The 18,869-nt window shown below is 48.9% G+C and carries 18 protein-coding genes; 5 read left to right on the top strand and 13 right to left on the bottom strand.

Annotated elements, in window-relative coordinates:
* The first annotated feature begins 92 nt into the window (after nt 1-92).
* Nucleotides 93-851, top strand: a complete 759-nt coding sequence (locus tag CPY98_RS14170) for an SDR family NAD(P)-dependent oxidoreductase (protein ID WP_096388159.1) — start codon at nt 93-95, stop codon at nt 849-851.
* A gap of 348 nt (nt 852-1,199) precedes the next feature.
* Nucleotides 1,200-2,852, top strand: coding sequence for a methyl-accepting chemotaxis protein (locus tag CPY98_RS14175; RefSeq protein WP_096388161.1), 1,653 nt, complete (start codon nt 1,200-1,202; stop codon nt 2,850-2,852).
* 223 nt (nt 2,853-3,075) lie between these two features.
* On the opposite strand, the gene CPY98_RS14180 is transcribed toward CPY98_RS14175, so the two are convergent.
* The 3 genes from CPY98_RS14180 to tam form a co-directional block, all read right to left on the bottom strand.
* Nucleotides 3,076-3,993: a DUF808 domain-containing protein gene (locus tag CPY98_RS14180; RefSeq protein ID WP_096388163.1), complete on the bottom strand. Its 918-nt coding sequence runs from the start codon at nt 3,991-3,993 to the stop codon at nt 3,076-3,078.
* 167 nt (nt 3,994-4,160) lie between these two features.
* Nucleotides 4,161-5,099 carry a D-alanyl-D-alanine endopeptidase gene (gene pbpG, locus CPY98_RS14185; RefSeq protein WP_043494464.1) on the bottom strand — a complete coding sequence of 313 codons (939 nt, stop codon included), beginning with the start codon at nt 5,097-5,099 and terminating at the stop codon, nt 4,161-4,163.
* Nucleotides 5,100-5,355: 256 nt separating this feature from the next.
* On the bottom strand, nt 5,356-6,144 hold the full coding sequence (tam, locus tag CPY98_RS14190; protein ID WP_025797555.1) for a trans-aconitate 2-methyltransferase: 789 nt from the start codon (nt 6,142-6,144) through the stop codon (nt 5,356-5,358).
* Between the two features lie 202 nt (nt 6,145-6,346).
* On the opposite strand from tam, the gene CPY98_RS14195 reads away from it, so the two are divergent.
* Complete coding sequence (locus CPY98_RS14195; protein ID WP_025797552.1) at nt 6,347-7,258, top strand: EamA family transporter; 912 nt, start codon at nt 6,347-6,349, stop codon at nt 7,256-7,258.
* A 16-nt stretch (nt 7,259-7,274) separates the two neighbouring features.
* Here the strand turns inward: CPY98_RS14195 and dusC are convergent, their stop codons facing one another.
* Both dusC and CPY98_RS14205 read right to left on the bottom strand, forming a co-directional pair.
* The gene (dusC, locus tag CPY98_RS14200; protein WP_038502962.1) at nt 7,275-8,219 is read right to left on the bottom strand and encodes a tRNA dihydrouridine(16) synthase DusC; all 945 of its coding nucleotides are present in this window, start codon (nt 8,217-8,219) and stop codon (nt 7,275-7,277) included.
* Between the two features lie 64 nt (nt 8,220-8,283).
* The gene (locus CPY98_RS14205) at nt 8,284-9,735 is read right to left on the bottom strand and encodes a PLP-dependent aminotransferase family protein (RefSeq protein WP_096388165.1); all 1,452 of its coding nucleotides are present in this window, start codon (nt 9,733-9,735) and stop codon (nt 8,284-8,286) included.
* Nucleotides 9,736-9,865: 130 nt separating this feature from the next.
* Here CPY98_RS14205 and CPY98_RS14210 point away from each other — a divergent pair, with 130 nt between their 5' ends.
* Nucleotides 9,866-10,294 (top strand): carboxymuconolactone decarboxylase family protein, encoded by a 429-nt coding sequence (locus CPY98_RS14210; RefSeq protein WP_025797546.1) that lies wholly within the window; start codon nt 9,866-9,868, stop codon nt 10,292-10,294.
* Nucleotides 10,295-10,297: 3 nt separating this feature from the next.
* On the opposite strand, the gene CPY98_RS14215 is transcribed toward CPY98_RS14210, so the two are convergent.
* Nucleotides 10,298-11,191, bottom strand: a complete 894-nt coding sequence (locus tag CPY98_RS14215; RefSeq protein ID WP_096388167.1) for a LysR family transcriptional regulator — start codon at nt 11,189-11,191, stop codon at nt 10,298-10,300.
* Between the two features lie 127 nt (nt 11,192-11,318).
* Here CPY98_RS14215 and CPY98_RS14220 point away from each other — a divergent pair, with 127 nt between their 5' ends.
* On the top strand, nt 11,319-11,855 hold the full coding sequence (locus CPY98_RS14220) for an NAD(P)H-dependent oxidoreductase (protein ID WP_043494472.1): 537 nt from the start codon (nt 11,319-11,321) through the stop codon (nt 11,853-11,855).
* 68 nt (nt 11,856-11,923) lie between these two features.
* Here CPY98_RS14220 and CPY98_RS14225 read toward each other — a convergent pair whose 3' ends face one another.
* The 7 genes from CPY98_RS14225 to bioF form a co-directional block, all read right to left on the bottom strand.
* Nucleotides 11,924-12,220, bottom strand: a complete 297-nt coding sequence (locus tag CPY98_RS14225) for a VF530 family DNA-binding protein (RefSeq protein WP_096388169.1) — start codon at nt 12,218-12,220, stop codon at nt 11,924-11,926.
* Nucleotides 12,221-12,339: 119 nt separating this feature from the next.
* The gene (gene uvrB / locus CPY98_RS14230; protein ID WP_025797538.1) at nt 12,340-14,358 is read right to left on the bottom strand and encodes an excinuclease ABC subunit UvrB; all 2,019 of its coding nucleotides are present in this window, start codon (nt 14,356-14,358) and stop codon (nt 12,340-12,342) included.
* A gap of 953 nt (nt 14,359-15,311) precedes the next feature.
* Nucleotides 15,312-15,842: an AlpA family transcriptional regulator gene (locus tag CPY98_RS14235; RefSeq protein WP_096388171.1), complete on the bottom strand. Its 531-nt coding sequence runs from the start codon at nt 15,840-15,842 to the stop codon at nt 15,312-15,314.
* 16 nt (nt 15,843-15,858) lie between these two features.
* On the bottom strand, nt 15,859-16,104 hold the full coding sequence (locus tag CPY98_RS14240) for a hypothetical protein (RefSeq protein WP_072008178.1): 246 nt from the start codon (nt 16,102-16,104) through the stop codon (nt 15,859-15,861).
* A 159-nt stretch (nt 16,105-16,263) separates the two neighbouring features.
* Nucleotides 16,264-16,971: a dethiobiotin synthase gene (gene bioD / locus CPY98_RS14245; RefSeq protein WP_096388173.1), complete on the bottom strand. Its 708-nt coding sequence runs from the start codon at nt 16,969-16,971 to the stop codon at nt 16,264-16,266.
* Nucleotides 16,964-17,731, bottom strand: a complete 768-nt coding sequence (bioC, locus tag CPY98_RS14250) for a malonyl-ACP O-methyltransferase BioC (protein ID WP_096388175.1) — start codon at nt 17,729-17,731, stop codon at nt 16,964-16,966. Before bioC ends, bioD begins: the two co-directional genes overlap by 8 nt.
* Nucleotides 17,706-18,866, bottom strand: coding sequence for an 8-amino-7-oxononanoate synthase (gene bioF, locus CPY98_RS14255; RefSeq protein ID WP_096388762.1), 1,161 nt, complete (start codon nt 18,864-18,866; stop codon nt 17,706-17,708). Before bioF ends, bioC begins: the two co-directional genes overlap by 26 nt.
* Nucleotides 18,867-18,869: the final 3 nt, after the last annotated feature.

The following is an 18,869-nucleotide window of genomic DNA, read 5'->3' on the forward strand; positions in this document are numbered from 1 at the left end:
TGTCATATTTAGCACGTTTATTTCATTTCAAACAAACAATATGATTCCTGACATGGCCTGCATCGGCAGCGCCCCACACGAGGGTTATGAACATGAGTAATAAGATTGCACTGATTACCGGCGCAAGCCGTGGCTTAGGTAAAAGCATGGCGCTGCATCTTGCCGCGCAGGGAGTCGATGTCGTTGTAACCTACCGCAGCCAACAAGATGAAGCCAACGACGTGGTGAAACAGATTGAACAGACCGGTGCACAGGCCGCTGCCTTACCCTTAGATGTTAGCCAAGCCAGTTCCTTCACTCATTTCCGTACCGCGTTGGAACAAGTGTTAGGGCAAAAATGGGGACGCAAAGATTTCGATTTTTTGGTTAATAATGCCGGTATTGGCATCAATGCTCCCTTCGCCGAAACCAGCGAAGAACAGTTTGATCAACTCATGAACATTCAGCTTAAAGGGCCATTCTTCCTCACTCAGGCTCTGCTGCCCATCATCATAGACGGTGGACGTATTATTAATATTTCCACTGGTTTAAGCCGATTTGTTCTACCAGGCTTTGCAACCTATGCAGCGATGAAAGGCGCAATGGAAGTGCTGACACGCTATCAGGCCAAAGAACTCGGGTCGCGCGGCATTAGCGTGAATATTCTCGCTCCAGGTGCTATTGAGACAGATTTTGGCGGTGGCGTAGTGCGCGATAACAAGCAGGTTAACAACTTTATCGCCTCACAAACCGCCTTGGGACGCGTGGGTTTACCTGAAGATATTGGCAAAGCCGTCACCATGTTGTTGTCAGAAGAGGCGGGCTGGATTAATGGTCAACGTATTGAGGCCTCGGGTGGCATGTTCCTCTAAGGCGTAGACTGTTTTAGATTACCTTTTGATCCCAAAGCCTACATTTTATGTGGGCTAATTTGATTTTATAAAGTTATTCCTAATTGCAAAATAATTAACAAGCTTATTTATCATTTTCTACTAAATACACACATCAACGATGGAAATATAAAAACAGCATAATGTTATTATTATGTTTTAATTGATTCAATTAAGTTAACGATAGATTTATACCATCGTTTTTAAGCATCAAGATTTATTAAATAGCTAAAGTTTTTAGTTTTTCAGCCGAAAACAGAGAGCACTTCCCACGGCAATGACAACGTTATTTGTCCTATTGCATCTGATTAAATTTAGGTTGTGCTATCTATGTTCGAACGATTAAAAATCTCTCAGGGATTAATGGGTGTATTAGCCCTATTCTGTATTATTCAAATTTTCTCCGGTTCTTGGAGCATTCTTGATGCCTCAGGCACGAATGACCGACTCACGCAAATCTCCTCCGGCTTTAACCAAATCATGGCGATGGATAACGCCTATGCTTCAGTCACCGAGATCCGTGAAGAAGTACTCAAAGACGCGCTGATGCTCGCAACTCAGCCGCAAGATGCCAAGGCGCGTCAGTCACTCGGTGAACTGCGCCAAAATCTGAACGAAGTCGATCAGCAGATGGAGAAGTTTTATCAACTCTCTCAAGCCAATCAAAATGAAATTGAGCGCACTAAAAACGTTAAATCGCTCTATGAAAGAGCTCGCGGTGATCTGCTGCAATTGATTGTCAGCCTAGAAAATAACGATCTGGTTAAATTCCAGTCGATTATGCACAACAGTTCATCCACGCATTTTATGTCTGCACTGGATGACACATCAGCCTACGTAGCCAATTCTATTATTACGCCTGCAGCCAACGCGGCTCAGGCCAGCTATCGTCAAATGTTGCCGCTTTCGCTTTCCTTTATGTTCGTATTTATTGTCCTGACCGGCGCGGTTTTGGTGTGGATAAGAAAATATGTGCTGAATAAAATCAATCAGGTTATCGACTATCAAGCGGCCATTGCGCACGGTGATTTATCGATTGAAATTGATGCCAATGGCAACAACGAAATTGGCAAACTGATGCAAGGACTGAAGCACATGCGTGATGAGCTGGCGAATACCGTCAGCGCAGTGCGCGCAGGCACTCAGAATATCTATACCGGCGTACAGGAAATTGCGGCAGGCAACAGCGACCTTTCCAGCCGTACTGAGGAACAGGCAAGCTCGCTTGAAGAAACCGCAGCCAGCATGGAACAGCTTTCTGCTACGGTAAAAAACAACGCCGATAGTGCAAATGCAGCAACATCATTAGTAAAACGCGCGTCAAGCAGCGCCGTTAACGGCGGTGAAATCACCCGTAAAATGGTGGTCACCATGAGTGATATTGCCGATAGTTCCCGCAAAATTGGCGATATCACCAGCGTCATCGATGGAATCGCTTTCCAAACCAATATTCTGGCGCTGAATGCGGCGGTTGAAGCGGCTCGGGCTGGCGAACAAGGTCGTGGATTTGCCGTTGTGGCCGGTGAAGTGCGCAGTTTAGCGCAGCGCAGCGCTCAGGCTGCCAAAGAGATTAAAACGCTGATTGATGCATCCGTCTTGCGCGTCGATCAAGGCAATGATTTGGTTGAAAACGTCAGTGGTGCAATGACAGAAATTGTGACCGCCATTGGCCAAGTCACCGAAACCATGCAAGAAATATCCAGCGCTTCAGAAGAGCAAAGTCGCGGGATCACCCAGATCGCGCAGGCCGTTAATGAAATGGATAAGGTCACCCAGCAAAATGCGGCCTTGGTTGAACAATCCGCTTCCGCTGCCAGCGCCCTTGAAGATCAGGCCGATCGTTTAAATCAAACCGTTGCGCTCTTCAAACTCGCCACATCAGGTTCTGCGCCCGAGAAAATTCGAGTACAGCCACAGGCTGTAGCTGCGCCAAAATTGAAAGCCGTTGCCGATGATAATGGTGAGAATTGGGATAGCTTTTAAGGTGCAGAGTACATCGATTTTAAGTAAATCGATTTTAAGTAAATCGATTTTAAGTAAATCGATTTTAAGTAAATCGATTTTAAATTCGGCCTAACTATCTCGCGATAAAACTCCGCCCAACGATGAATACCGAGTTTCATCTATGTTCCACAGATGTGCGACCAAACTCGATACAAACCGGCGGGCGGAATTTTACCTAGCAACGTATACGCTAAGGAATGCCTTATCCTTTTCTCGGGATCAGCTTCCCAACGCCACTCACTACCAGTAATACAATCGCCCCAGCGATAACCCCAAACACGAGATTAAGCAGCGTAGGGCCAAGGCCAGCAATCACGGTACCAACCGTTGGCAGGTCAGCTCCACTTTCTGCTAAATGTTCGAAGTAGTGATGCACCCACGGTAAACCGTGAACGATAATCCCACCGCCCACCATAAACATCGCCGCCGTACCCACTACGGAGAGGATCTTCATCAAGTACGGTGCAGCATCAACGATCCAACCGCCCAGTTTTTGAACCAATGCCGAGCTTTTTTTGCTCATCCACAGGCCTAAATCATCAAGCTTCACAATGCCTGCCACGATGCCATAAACGCCCAGCGTCATCACAATGGCAATCCCACTGAGGACGATCACCTGCTGGATAAACGGGGCAGCGGCGACCGTGCCGAGCGTAATCGCTACAATTTCGGCGGAGAGAATAAAATCAGTGCGTATGGCTCCTTTGACCTTAGCCTTTTCGTAGGCGCGTAGATCGTCGGGCATTTTCTCTTCGGCTTTTGGCTGATGTTTTTCCTCTTTGCCGTGCAACACTTTATGCGCCAGTTTCTCAAAACCTTCGTAGCACAAAAATGCGCCACCCAGCATCAGCAAAGGCGTAATCGCCCACGGTGCAAAAGCACTGATCAACAAGGCGAGCGGTACTAAAATCACCTTATTGAACAAGGATCCCTTTGCCACCGCCCATACCACCGGCAGTTCTCGGTCAGCTGAAACGCCAGTGACCTGCTCCGCGTTTAAGGCTAAATCATCCCCTAAAACCCCTGCGGTTTTGCGGGCTGCCATTTTGCTCATCAGCGCTACGTCGTCTAACACTGAGGCAATATCATCTAATAACGTTAGTAAGCTACCACCAGCCACATTGAAATCCTTAAGCTTTAATCACTGAGATAATGATAGGGGTTAGGGGGAAAAATGTCGCGTTAATCTCAAGACCCGCTTTATGCATAAAAAAACGGCAGGGGTTTTAGCCCCTGCCGTTCTTATCGTGAGACGGAAAACCGTCAGCGTCGGATAATTTTTAAAAACTACTTATTATCAGCAACCTGTACACTGCCATGCAGGCCTCTCTGCTTTTTATAGCTCAGCGCCGCCGCAGGAACCGGCGATGCTTTACCGGTTAACATCCAATCTCGCAGGCGATTAGCATCGGCAAAATGAGTATATTTTCCGAAAGCATCCAGTACTACCAGCGCCACCTGACGGCCACCGATAGTGGTACGCATCGCCAAGCAATGACCGGCCTGATTCGTAAAGCCGGTCTTAGTCAGTTGGATTGCCCATTTATCATTACGCACCAAGTGGTTGGTATTGTTAAATGTTTCGGTATAAACCGGGTTTGAGAACGTCACCGACTTGGTTTCTGTGGTGCTCAACTCGCTAATCAACGGGTAGTTTTTGCTCGCCGTCAGCAGCTTGGTTAAATCTCTCGCCGTGGATACGTTGTTCACAGAAAGTCCAGTGGGTTCAACGTAGCGGGTATGCGTCATTCCTAGCGAACGCGCTTTAGCATTCATCGCTTTAATAAAGGCGTTGTAGCCGCCCGGATAATGATGGGCAAGGCTTGCCGCAGCGCGGTTTTCCGAAGACATAAGCGCCATTAACATCATTTGACGACGGCTGACCTCACTTCCCACACGCACCCGAGAAAAAACGCCTTTCAGCTCTTTGGTATTGTGGATATCGACCGAAATCACTTCATCCATCGCAGGTTTGGCATCTAACGCCACCATTGCCGTCATCAGTTTAGTGATTGAAGCAATAGGAACCTGCACGTCTGGGTTACTCGAATAAATGACGCTATGGGTTTTTAAATCCACCACCATTGCACTGCCTGACGCTAATACCAAAGAAGAGGCATTATGCGTTGTTGGCGCGTTCTCACTTGCGAGCACGTTTGGAACGCTGGCCACGCTGCTGCCTAAAAGCAACAGGCTTAATAAAGAATATCGGAGTTTTACAGGCATGATCACGTATCAATCAAATGTTCGATAACACCGAGGGCAGCATAAAATAGTGTGCTTAAATCCCCGGAACGCTGCTTGCCGCGCCACACAAGGGATGTAGGCCGACAAGCTGGCGATAATCATACTCTTAACGTGAATGTTTGAGCTACGAGAAGATGTAATAATTATGTTTCTGGTTGTGAGTTTAATATTCAGATCGTCATTTATTTTTATTGATTAAAAATAATGAATAACACCTAAAACAAAACCCGCGTCGCTAAATCGCTCCGTTCTCCACATTGCGCGCCACAATAAATAGGCGAGGGAACGCTAATAGCACCTTTCCATCGGCGCGCGGTGTATAGACTTGCTCGAGTTCGCATAAATAGCGGCGAAGAAACTCGGGGCGCTGATCCTCGCTGAGTTTATCAAGGAAGGGACGTAATCCCGTGGAGCTCAGCCAATCAATAATGGCCGAAGCCGATGGCATGACGTGGTAATAAGTCGTGCGCCAAATATCAACTTCACATCCTTGTAATGCCAGAAGATCGTAGTACTCCTCAGTGGTCAGCAACTTTTTGCGCACGGATTCGGCTTCACCATTCAAACTCTCCCATGGCCCCTCCGCCGCAACTTTTCGCATCAATGCATGAGAAGGCTGATTGAGATTATCCGGCATTTGAATCGCCAGAACGCCATTATCCGCCAGCTGCGCGACCAAATGCGGCAACAGGGTTTCATGATCCAACACCCACTGCAAAGCCGCGTTAGCATAAATAACATCTTGCGCTTCATCAGGCTGCCAATGGCTGATGTCTGATTGTACAAAGGTACACTGCGGCAATCTTTCCTGTGCTTTGTTGAGCATATTGAGTGAAGTGTCCACGCCGGTCACCTGCGCCGTTGGCCACGCCTGCGCTAATAGCGCCGTGCTGTTACCAGGCCCACAGCCCAAATCGCTCACCTTCATAGCGTGAGGATGATGAATTCTGGCAAGCAATTCACGCGCTGGACGGGTTCTTTCCGCCTCAAAGCGCAAATACAGTTCTGGATCCCAATCGCTCATGACGTTTTCCTTTAAGCAGAATCTTCTGTTGGATAGCCAAATTTATGCTTCCCCACGCTTCTAAGCAGGCTAACTATGTCACCTTACTCTTTATTCAGAACATATCCCGTTCGCGGGTATCTCACCTTGATGACTTTAGCTATAGTTTTGCATCCAAGCCAGCGAGAAAAATCAAAAAAGCGCGCCCTTTCAAGGAGTCATAATGTCCATTAGAGATATGTTGTTAGCCCTGTGTGTCGTCGTTATCTGGGGCGTAAACTTTGTGGTCATCAAGGTGGGTTTGCACGGTATGCCGCCTTTGCTCCTCGGCGCACTGCGTTTTATTCTGGTTGTGTTTCCGGCGATATTTTTTGTACCACGTCCAAAAATCCCGCTGAAGGGGATCGTTATTTATGGGCTCACCATCAGCTTCGCACAGTTTGCCTTTTTATTTTGTGCTATCAATCTAGGTATGCCGTCAGGCATTGCCTCCGTGGTTCTGCAATCGCAGGTATTCTTTAGCGTTTTGCTTGGCGCATTGATTCTTGGTGAGAAAATCAAACGCAGCCAGATCATCGGAATTCTTATGGCGGCGGTAGGCATGCTGGTACTCGCCAAAGGCGGTATGACGGGAAGCTTAACCGACATCCCTTTAATCGCCCTGCTCTTTACGCTCGCGGCAGGATTCTCATGGGCATGCGGTAACATTACCAATCGTTCCATCATGCAAAATGCAGGCAAGACCAGCATTATGTCGTTGGTGGTGTGGAGCGCATTGGTGCCTATTTTGCCTTTTTTACTCTGTTCGTGGCTGTTCGAAGGACAAGCCGTAATTGAAAGCAGCGTGATGAATATTGGCATCCCAACCGTTCTGGCCCTGTGCTACATCGCGTACCTCTCCACCCATATTGGCTACGGCCTGTGGGGAAGCTTGCTAACCCGTTATGAAACGTGGCGCGTAACGCCGTTCGCTCTGCTGGTGCCGGTCGTTGGATTAACCAGTGGCGCACTTATTTTAGGCGAGCAAATTTCGACTTTGCAGATTTATGGTTTGCTGCTCATCATGCTGGGATTATTGGTGAATGTTTTTGGCGGGAAACTGATGGCTAAGCGAGCGCGGTCGCTTAGCCATTGAGAAAGAGTCGTTAACGCTAGAGTCGTTCAATAGCGCGGGCAATATCGGCCGAAGTTTTCAACGCACGGATTTCACTGAAAACCTCTGAAGCTTCGGCATATTCTTTACGCAAATACCCCAGCCACTGCTTAATGCGAGCGACATGATATAACCCGGTGTCGCCCTGCTTCTCAAGTCGCACATATTTTTTGAGCAGCAACATCACCTCAGGCCACGGCATTTTAGGCGCATTTTGCTTAATGACTCGGCTCAAATTCGGCACATTGAGCGCTCCACGGCCAATCATCACCGAATCGCAGCCGGTAGCCGCCATGCAATCTTGCGCGCTTTGCCAATCCCAAATCTCACCGTTCGCGATCACGGGAATACTCAAACGCTGACGAATTTCGCCAATCGCCGCCCAGTTAATTTTGTCGGCTTTATACCCATCTTCTTTGGTACGTCCGTGCACGGTAATTTCGGTTGCGCCCGCTTGCTGTACCGCATCGGCAATTTCAAACTGGCGCGCACCCGAATCCCAGCCAAGACGCACCTTCACCGTAACCGGTAAATGTGACGGCACGGCTTCACGCATCGCTTTGGCACCCAGATAAATCATCTCAGGATCTTTGAGCAGCGTCGCACCGCCGCCGCTGCCGTTGACCATTTTCGAAGGACAGCCACAGTTCAAATCTACGCCCCACGATCCGAGCTCAACGGCTCGCGCTGCATTTTCGCCCAACCACTGAGGATGTTGCCCCAGTAATTGCACGCGCACGGCGGTTCCTGAAGGCGTTAGGCTTTGATTAGCCAGTTCGGGGCAAAGACGGTAATACACTTTTTCAGGCAGCAGGCTGTCCACCACGCGCACAAATTCGGTGATGCAGAGATCGTAATCATTCACTTCGGTCAGCAGTTCGCGCACCAAAGAGTCGAGAACCCCTTCCATCGGTGCTAAAAGCACCCTTTTTACTGTCTGCATCATTCAGCCTGCATGCTCATCATTATTATTTGCGCCTAAATTTGAGGCGCAAATGGTACTGAGTTCAGCGCTCGCCCGCAACGGGAGAACAACGCGCCAGCACATTCAGCAATAATTCCACCCAGTTCTGGGCCATAGCTTCACTTTCCACGTTGGTAAAACCTAAGATCAACCCGTGTGGCGGATTTTCAGTGCCGTGATACCAAACGCTAAGCGCCTCCAACGCGAGCCCCTGTACCCGCGCCTCTCTTTCAACCAAAGCATCATCGAAGCATTCGGGTAAACGCACCAGCAAATGCATACCGCCCGCCTGAAGCTCGGTGATTAGCCGATAACGCGTCTGTCGCTGTAATGCCTGTGCCAGCCAGAGCCGACGCTGAGCATACAAACTGCGCATTTTCTTTAGATGACGATAAAACTGACCTGAATAAATAAACTGTGCCGTGGTGGCCTGCATCAGCGTGGGGCACACGCAGGGATACGTCCGCATGGTCTGGTGAAACTGAGGAAGTAGAGCCTCCGGCACCACCACGTAGGCAATGCGCAATCCGGGAAACAGCACCTTGCTGAAGGTGCCAACGTACAGCACGCGTTCTAGTTGATCTAAACTTTTCAGCGCCGGTAACGGATGCCCTTGATAATGAAATTCGCCATCATAGTCATCTTCAATAATCCAACTTTGCTGGCGCTGCGCCCACGCTAAAAGCTGCATGCGCCGTGGCAGGCTAAGTCCTAAGCCAAGCGGGCTTTGATGTGCTGGCGTAACCAACGCTGCGCGTGCCTGTGCATGATCGCGCACGCCTTTTTCCACGCACAATCCCTGCTCATCCACGGGGATGGGCACGGGGCTCACGCCAAAATCTTGCAGCACATGCCATGGGAACGGAAAACAGGGTTCTTCTAACCAAACTTCATCGCCACGTTTAAGTAAGGCATTCGCAATCAGTGACAGCACCGAGCGATAACCAGCCGCGATAAATATCTGGTGCGCCGCGCAGCGAATACCGCGTGAGATATGCAGATACCCGGCTAACGCCTCTCGCAGCGTAAGAAAACCTTGAGGTGCCGGATGAGAAAGTTCTTCACGCCGAGTCTGACGCGCACACTGGCTTAATAAACGATTCCATTGCCCTAAAGGAAATGCATCCAAAGCGGGTGCACCGAGTTGAAACGGCAACCGCTGTGAAGAAGGCAAAGGCATACCGGCATGACGAGGCGCTTCTAATATCGGTTTGGGGATCTCAGCGCTTTTCGCCATATTTAGCCGCCGAGAAACCCGCGTTCCGCCCTGCTGGCTATTTTCGATATATCCTTCACCGCTCAGCAATCCATAGGCCGCTTCAACGGTTCCACGGGCAACGCTTAAATCGCTGGCTAAGCCCCGCAGGGAAGGCAACCGCTCGCCGGGAGTGAGCACGCCATCAGTAATCGCCATCTTAATTCGTTGGTAAATTTGGCGATAAATTGGCTCTTTAGCTGAAGGATCAACAACGAGAAAAGCGTGAAGAGTCGCCATAATATGGCCTATAAAAATAGTAAAGATATGGCTCTATATACTAGGCCATATTGAGCGTAAAGTCGCTTTATCAAACCACGAGAGCGACGCGCCTTAGCGCTGTTCAGATGTATTTTGCGGAGAATAAATCATGTCACACCTGCGTCTTGCCTACGGCAAACTTTCCCCTGAGGCCTACAACGGCCTTATTCAAACCAGCATGGCATTAAGCAAAAGCTCATTAGGCCATCTGGTTGAACTGGTTTACCTGCGTATTTCCCAAATCAACGGCTGCGCATTTTGCTTGGATATGCACAGCACGGCGCTGCGTAAAGCCGGTTACAGCCAACATAAAATGGATATTTTATCTGGCTGGCGTATGGCTGAAGCGTTCGACGCGCGTGAACGTGCAGCGCTAGACTGGGCTGAAGCCGTCACGCATATTTCATATTGTGGAACGTCCGATGAATTATTTGCGACGTTGAAAGAACACTTTAACGATACTGAAATTGCTGACTTAACTTTTGCCATTAGCCTTATGAATGCCTTCAATCGTATGGCAATCAGCATGCGTCAGTAAGACCTAGCTACGCGGAGGGAAGTGGGTTAATACAAAGTCGACCCACACTCTGACTCTTGGCGGTATATCCGCCGAGGGATACCAAATATGCATCGAACGCGCTTGCGGCCAAAACGGCTCCAGAATCGGTATTAAACGCCCACTGCGAAAGTGCTCCTCGAGATACCAATCCGCCAAACACACAATGCCCATATGGCTCAGCGCCGCATCAACCAAGCTATCGGGCGATGTGGCAATAAATGACGCCTGCTGCTCATTCACGCTACCTTCATCATCCCACCACGCCATCAGCTTTCCGCTACCGGAATTTCGATGTATTAGGCGGTGATGCGAGAGAAGATCGTCTATCGTTTGTGGCGTACCTAAACGCGCTAAATATTCAGGCGATGCCGCCATTTTGCTGTAGGCCACACACATTTCGCGCCCCACTAATCGACTGTCGGTAGCGGTACGTTGACCAATCGCCACATCAATATTCTCACCGATGAGATTAACTAAACGCGGCTCCATCTCAAGATCGATGGTGACCTTAGGAAAGCGTTGGCTGAATATCGGCAGCAACGGCATTAATCGATGGCGACCAAAACCAGGAATGACGCTCACGCGCACCAATCCTGAAGGCTCTTCACTCAGCTGTCGCTCGTCCAAGGCCTGATTTAATGCCTGCCATAATGGCGTTATCCGACGGCGAAAATCGGCCCCCTCTTCCGTCAGCATGACAAAATGCGTATTGCGCGCAAATAAGCGGATATTTAAACGCATTTCTAATGCCCGCACATTCTTACTCACCGCCGCAGCGCTAATACCCAACTGACGAGCCGCAGCAGAAAAACTTTGCGCCTCTGCCGAAGTCAAAAACGCGGGGATTAGTCGATATACGTCTATAGGCAATGCCATGCTTTTAACCTTAGGTTGAAACAGATTTACTGTTTTACAGGCTACACCAGCGCGTGCAGAAATGAAAAAATACCCGTATCGATAACGTTATCACTCTCACTATCATTGAAATCACAAGAGAAAAACTATGAAAAAAGTGCTGGTATTAGCCGCGCATCGCTTTCCCGATCAGTCACGCATCAGCCATGCGGCGATTGATGCCTTGAAAACACAGAAAAACGTCACCGTTAACGAGCTGATGCGCCACTATCCCGATTACAATATCGACGTAGAGCGCGAACAGAAACTGCTCACTGAACACGATATTGTGGTGATGCTCTTCCCCTTCTATTGGTATAGCTCTCCGGCGATTTTAAAAGAGTGGCAAGATGCCGTATTAACCTATGGTTTTGCCTATGGTAGCCAGGGCAAAGCATTACATGGCAAATCGCTGATGATCGCGACCTCAACAGGAGGCAATGCGCAGGCGTATACCGCCGAGGGATACAACCGCTATCCTGTTGAAAGCCTCTTATTACCGTTTAACAATATGAGTCATTTGGTTGGCATGCATTGGTTAGACCCATATTTGATTCAGGGCGCTAACGATATTACGGATCAATTAATTGATACTGGTGTGAATGGATTACTGAGTCGAATCCATGAATTGCAAAACGCTGACTGATTTTTGACGCTGTCATCCTCTCTGCTGGAGGATGACAGACCAAACTCGGCTTATTTAAATAAGCGGTTTTAAGAAGGTTTCTTCTCTTCCCATTTACCCCAAGGATTTGTCTCTGGGGCTTTGGCTTCTTGGGTGACAGCAGGCATGTCTGCCAGTGAATCAATATACAGCTCTTCCACTTTTTGCCGAGCCCACGGGGTGCGGCGCAAAAATTTCAAACTCGACTTAATGCTAGGATCGCTTTTGAAGCAGTTGATGCTGATAACCTTCGCCAACTCAGCCCAGCCATAACGCTCCACCAGTGATGTCAGCAAAGCTTCCAGCGTGATGCCATGCAAAGGGTCTTTAGATGTTTGGGCGTTCATGGAAATTCCTGTCGGCAATGGACTCAATACGAGTTTAAAAAATTTTCGCACACCATACTGACTGCGGCCTGAGAGTGCAAGCCGCAGGCGTGCCGGAACCGTCAGCACCTTTTTAGGTATCAAGACATCGCAATGAACTGATCGCGCAACGCTTGAATATCATCCCTGAGGCTGGCGGCCTCTTCAAACTCAAGATTTTGAGCATGTTTATACATCTGCGCTTCCAGATCGCGAATTTTCTGCTCGATCTGTTTTGGTGACAGCGCTTGATAAGCCGCAGAAGACTCAGCCGCTTTGCTGCTTCGCCCATGCTTACCTTTACCACGTGACGACGCTTCACCCAGTTGGAGAATATCGGAAACTTTCTTATTCAGCGCCTGTGGCGTGATGCCATGCTCAAGGTTATACGCTTCCTGTTTTGCACGACGACGTTCAGTTTCACCAATCGCTTTCTCCATAGAGTTGGTGATGCGATCGCCATAAAGAATCGCTTTACCATTCAGGTTACGTGCCGCACGGCCAATGGTCTGAATCAGCGAACGCTCTGAACGTAGGAAGCCTTCTTTGTCCGCATCTAAAATCGCGACCAAAGAAACCTCTGGCATATCGAGCCCTTCACGAAGAAGGTTGATACCAACCAGAACATCAAATTCACCGAGGCGAAGATCTCGGATGATCTCTACACGTTCGACGGTATCGATATCAGAGTGCAGATAGCGAACCCGCACACCGTGTTCATCGAGGTATTCAGTTAAGTCTTCCGCCATTCGCTTGGTCAACGTAGTGACCAGTACACGCTCATTAATCGCCTCGCGAATACGAATTTCAGAGAGTAAATCGTCAACCTGCGTGGCAACCGGACGCACCTCAATCAATGGATCAAGCAAACCAGTCGGACGCACAACCTGATCGACAATATCACTGCCTGATTTTTCAAGCTCATAATTACCTGGGGTTGCAGACACATAAATAGTTTGCGGTGCCAAAGCCTCAAACTCTTCAAAGCGCATTGGGCGGTTATCAAGCGCAGAAGGCAAGCGGAATCCATACTCCACCAGCGTCTCTTTGCGCGCTCGGTCGCCGCGATACATGCCGCCAATTTGAGGTATGGTGACGTGGGATTCATCGATCACCAGCAGCCCATCGGCAGGAAGATAATCAAACAGCGTTGGCGGCGCTTCACCCGGCTTACGCCCAGAGAGATAGCGCGAGTAGTTTTCAATGCCCGAGCAATAGCCTAGCTCGTTCATCATTTCGAGATCGAACTGTGTACGCTGCGTCAACCGTTGCTCTTCTAGCAGCTTGTTATTGGCCAGCAATACTTTGCGCCGCTCTGCCAAATCAACCTTAATATCTTCCATCGCCTGCAAGATGCGTTCACGCGGCGTAACGTAGTGCGTTTTTGGATACACGGTAAAACGCTGAACTTCTTGGATCAGTTGGCCCGTTAATGGGTCGAACAGCGATAGACGCTCCACTTCCTCATCAAACAGCTCAACGCGTAATGCCTCATCCTCGGATTCGGCGGGGAAAATATCAATCACTTCACCGCGAACGCGGAAGGTACCACGCTGAAACGCCTGATCGTTGCGCGCATATTGCAGTTCGGATAAACGGCGCAAGATAGCTCGCTGATCGATAATCATGCCACGTGTTAAATGCAGCATCATTTTCAAATAGGCATCAGGATCGCCCAAGCCATAAATGGCTGAAACCGAGGCCACAACAATGACATCTTTGCGCTCAAGCAGCGCTTTCGTTGCTGAAAGCCGCATTTGTTCAATATGTTCGTTTACCGAGGAGTCTTTCTCAATAAAGGTATCTGAACTCGGCACATAGGCTTCGGGCTGGTAATAGTCATAGTAAGAGACAAAATATTCCACAGCATTTTCTGGGAAAAACTGCTTCATCTCGCCATAAAGCTGTGCCGCCAACGTTTTGTTGGGTGCCATGACCATAGTTGGCCGGTTGAGGTCGGCAATCACATTGGCAATCGTAAACGTCTTACCTGATCCCGTTACACCTAACAGCGTTTGATGCGCCAAACCATTTTCTAAACCTGCCTCTAAACGACGAATCGCCTCAGGCTGGTCGCCGTCTGGCTTGAATGCAGAATGCAATTTGAACGTTTTACTCATGAATCAACACCTTGCTTAAATGCATTTGTCTTTTAGAAGGGCCACGGCATTTTCGAATGCTTAATCGTCCGGCATTGATTATGGAAGGCCTACCCAATTTTGCCACTGACTCTCTATATATCCTGCGAGGGATTTCTCCCCACAGCTAGAGAATCACGTTCACGGTAATGCGAGAAGAAGATTGCTATGATACTGGATATAAAACCAGCTTCAAACCTTATCTGCACCGTTTTGTGTATTTCCCCATGCTCTATCACCGCTTTAGGCAACCCACAAAAAAACCAAATTACATCCGTTTTACAATTTTCACCTACCGGTGACATTTATCCCCAATGCAGCTCGCGAATTAACTTTTTTAGCCTGCGCTTGTCAAGACTGTTTTGTTGCGCAACACGATTCTTTACCTAGTGCTTGATTTTAAATAACTCATTGAATATAAACAACTTTAAAATATAGTTATCATATCAACCAAAGCGTGTGAAAGCCGCGCTGGCTCTGGATTTTGATGAGTTCTCTAAACCTAATGCACAAGGTTATCCACAGGAATAGTGGATAACTTGCACCACTCCGCTTGGCGCTTGAGTTACGGAAAAATGACAATCTGTCAGTAAATCGACTTCGGAGTCCTTTTTTTAGTTAATTTTTTAGCTATTTTTTCTTTTTGATATACTTATTTGCACTAACAAAAGTGCTTGCTAGGGTAACTTATTTCGTCGTGCGAGGATTCAGTGCTTGATCTTTTATTCCCTTGATGAATTACGCCTGCACCACTGTGTTTTTTTTGAGCACCGCCGTGGTGCGGAATTTATCAGCGTTTTTTTACTCTCTTTTTGGGGTTTCATCGGCTCTTATTAATATCGGCCTAAAACGATCCAAGCAATGAATTCACCCACGCTTTGGTTGTTAATGTTTTGTATGGAGAATGGCTTTTTGGGTTGCAGTGTTCTCAATCGCTATTTTCTTAACCAGCCAGAAATCTCTCGCTGAAAACGACTATCAGCTTCGTTGAGGGCACGATGTAAATTACACTGCATATTGACCGCTGCCAGCTCTAACAATCGGGAGTCTATAGTGTAGTTTTTAACATCTCTTAACCATGTCAGAACGCTGGCAAGATGCCAAATAGCCGTTTTCCCCTGATGCAGAGGCGCAGGGAAATGATTCCCTCCTTGCTCCATTAACTTGCGCATATTTTGGCGAGAAAACCCCAAACGCTCAGCAATATCAGTTAGGCCTACAAAATCCGGTGCGGCCTCACACAGCACTGCATGTGGCAGCACGCTCAGCACATCTTGAATGGCCGTGGATATCGCCTCATTGGCGTCCTCGGCGGTGCGACAAAAATTCATGGCAATACGGCCAGCCACCCCCACGCCGATGGTGGCATCAGTGCAGCCTGCAGCGCCTAATACCTCAAGATAGTTTGATGGTTCATCATTCTGATCGGGCAAAGAAAAAATGAGTGTAAATTCATAATCCTTCATGTTCTATCCTCTGTCATTACTTGGCATGATGAGCGCAATGCTCAACGATTTTTTTAAGCTGACGCGCATGGTTTTCCGCATTCTTTGGCGTAGACCAAATGCATGTAATGCAAAACTCACCGCAGCGGCACTTCTCTTGGGGATAAGGACAATACATTTTCCCCCACGCATGACTACCGCCTACTTCAATACGCCAGCCGTTCAACTCAACGAAATTAAGCGCCTGTTCAATTTCCTTTTTAGGATGTATCGCTCTGCTCATTTTCTGCTCCCAGCTTAAAAAAACACCACGAAGTTGTCAAGTGACAACCTTTTCTATTTAAGAAAGCGCAAAATACATGGGATAAAAAAAGACATACAGAGGGAATGCAGAAGACTGGAATCCGCTACGCAAAATAGTTTTGCGTAGCGTTGTATTGCATTAATTCAGGGAAGAGAGATCCAAATATGCGGCGAGCGCTTTCGCATCTGCGTGCGGGATATGCGGGATTTCCCCCAAGCATGGGGCAGGTAATAATTGCTTAAGCGTCGCCATATATTCAGCGTGGCGCTTTCCTGGCGCTACCACACAGTTAGCCACCCATCCGCCCAGTTTTAATCCAGATTGCTCAATGGCCTGAGCCGTTAGCAAGGCGTGATTAATACACCCTAGCTTCACCCCCACGACGAGTATCACAGGCAGCTGTTCTCGAATGACCCATTGCGCAAAAGACGTGGTCTCACTAAGCGGCGTGAACCACCCTCCAGCGCCCTCTACCAGCGTCCAACTCGACTTTTTGCGTAACGCCAGCAGCCCCTGTGACATCACGTCAAATTCGATAGGTCGATTTTCATCAGCGCTAATAATGTGTGGTGACGTAGGCTCTTCAAAGGTATAGGGGTTCACTTCTTCGTAACTGACGGATATTGATGAGGCCGCTTGTAAAGCAAGCGCATCGGTGTTTCGCAGTTTTCCCTCACGCCATTCACTGCCAGAAGCTACGGGTTTATACCCAACTGTATCTTTTCCTCGCAGAGTCGCGGCTTCCAATAGCGCACTACTGACGACCGTTTTTCCCACTTCAGTGTCGGTTCCGGTAACAAACCATGCCTCGCTTAAACAAGGCAGCTCATATGTCTTTTCATTCACAATGCAAAACTCCGATGACCAACTGATAGCTCAAAGGCAAACCTTCGGCCTGTTGAGGATAAACGCGGGCTAGTTGCGCAAAACGTCCACGGCTAGTTAGCCCTGAGTTTCGGCCTTGGTGTATGTGCGTAGCACCAATGCCTTTGAGTGACTTCATTAAGGTGATGACATCGGGATAAAATTCAGTCTCATGAGTTAACTGTAAATCATGTGAAAACGGCTCACAGGCCAGTTTGATTGCGTCAAATGCTAAGAACTGGTTTACATGCGTTTGGCCATCCACTTGCTGCCAAGCCTGAGCTAACTCCGTCAGCGAGCCTTGTGCCAACGTTGAGAACGCAATCTTTCCCCCCGGCTTCACGACACGGCTCATCTCAGCCAATGCAGAACCTAAAGAGCCACACCACTGAATAGCCAGATTGCTAAAACAGAGATCGACGCTGTGATCAGGTAACGGGATATGTTCGATATCAGCGAGGAGATATTGCTCCGCGCTATCTAAGATACGCGATTTCTCAAGCATACCTTCAGCCAAATCGAGAGAGATGACGTGTGACCCTGCGCGGCGGAATTCACGGCTAAAAACCCCTGTACCGCAGCCCGCATCCAACACTTTCAAGCCCGATAAATTATTGAGCTGAGATAAAATCTTTTCCCCGCAGCGCCGCTGAAAACCTGCAACGGCGTCGTAACTGTCCGCGGCGCGGCTAAACGCCGCCGCCACCGCAGACTTATCAACGCAAAATGTATGCGGTAGCATGCAGCGCCTCCAATAAACGGTTTATATCCTGCGCGCCATGCGCCGCGCTGAGAGTAATGCGCAGACGTGCGGTTCCGGGGGGAACCGTTGGCGGACGAATTGCGCTGACCCAAATCCCCTGCTCCCGCAGTTGCTGAGCTAAATCCAGCGCAGCCTGATTCTCTCCGATAATCACGGGTTGAATCGCAGAGCTTGATTCCATCAGCGTTAAACCTAAATCGTTTAATCCCTGACGAAGCTGCAATACGTTATGGTTCAGTTGGCTACGTAGCTCATCACCTTCACGTACTCGGCGCAGCGCAGCTGTAAGCGCACAGGCCTGGGCAGGAGGCATGCTGGTGCTATATATCAAGTGGCGCGCAAACTGAATGAAGTATTCAGCCACGGATTCAGAACACAAAACGGCGGCACCGCTGAGCCCAAAGGCTTTGCCAAATGTCACCACCAGCAATTCCGGTTTCACTTTTTGTGCGTCGCAGGTGCCACGCCCTTGCTCGCCATATACGCCAATGCCGTGCGCATCATCCACCATCAGCCATGCTCCGGCTCGTTGACTTTGTTGATGCAGATCCGCCAGCGGCGCACTATCACCGTCCATGCTGAACACGCCTTCAGTCACCACCAGCGCTCGCCCTTCTCCACCGCTGTTCAGCAGTTTTTCGAGGGAGTCTGGCTGGTTATGTTGAAAACGTCGCAGCGTTGCTGGTGATTGAATGGAAGCTTCCATCAGCGACGCATGGCTGAGCTTATCAGCAAAGATGCTGTCACCTTTTTGCATTAGCGCGGCGATAACGGCCTGATTGGCCGCATAACCCGAGATAAACAGCAAAGCACGCGGATAGCCTAACCACGCCGCTAACTGTTGTTCTAATTCCGCATGCGCAGTGGTGAAACCCGTAACATGCCCAGAACCAGCACTGCCTACACCATAGCGTTCAGCGCCTTGTTGCCACGCGTCAATGACCGATTTATCGCGGCTTAGGCCAAGATAGTCGTTAGACGAGAAATTGAGATATGACCGCCCATTCACGAGGATCTCACGCCCGCTGCCCGTTTCACTCACGATCCGCGAACGATAGGCTCCGGCTGAGCGACGCTCGGCCAGCGCATTCTCGATATGCTGTTGAAAATTCATCAT

Source organism: Hafnia sp. CBA7124, assembly GCF_002355555.1.
Classification (GTDB): domain Bacteria; phylum Pseudomonadota; class Gammaproteobacteria; order Enterobacterales; family Enterobacteriaceae; genus Hafnia; species Hafnia alvei.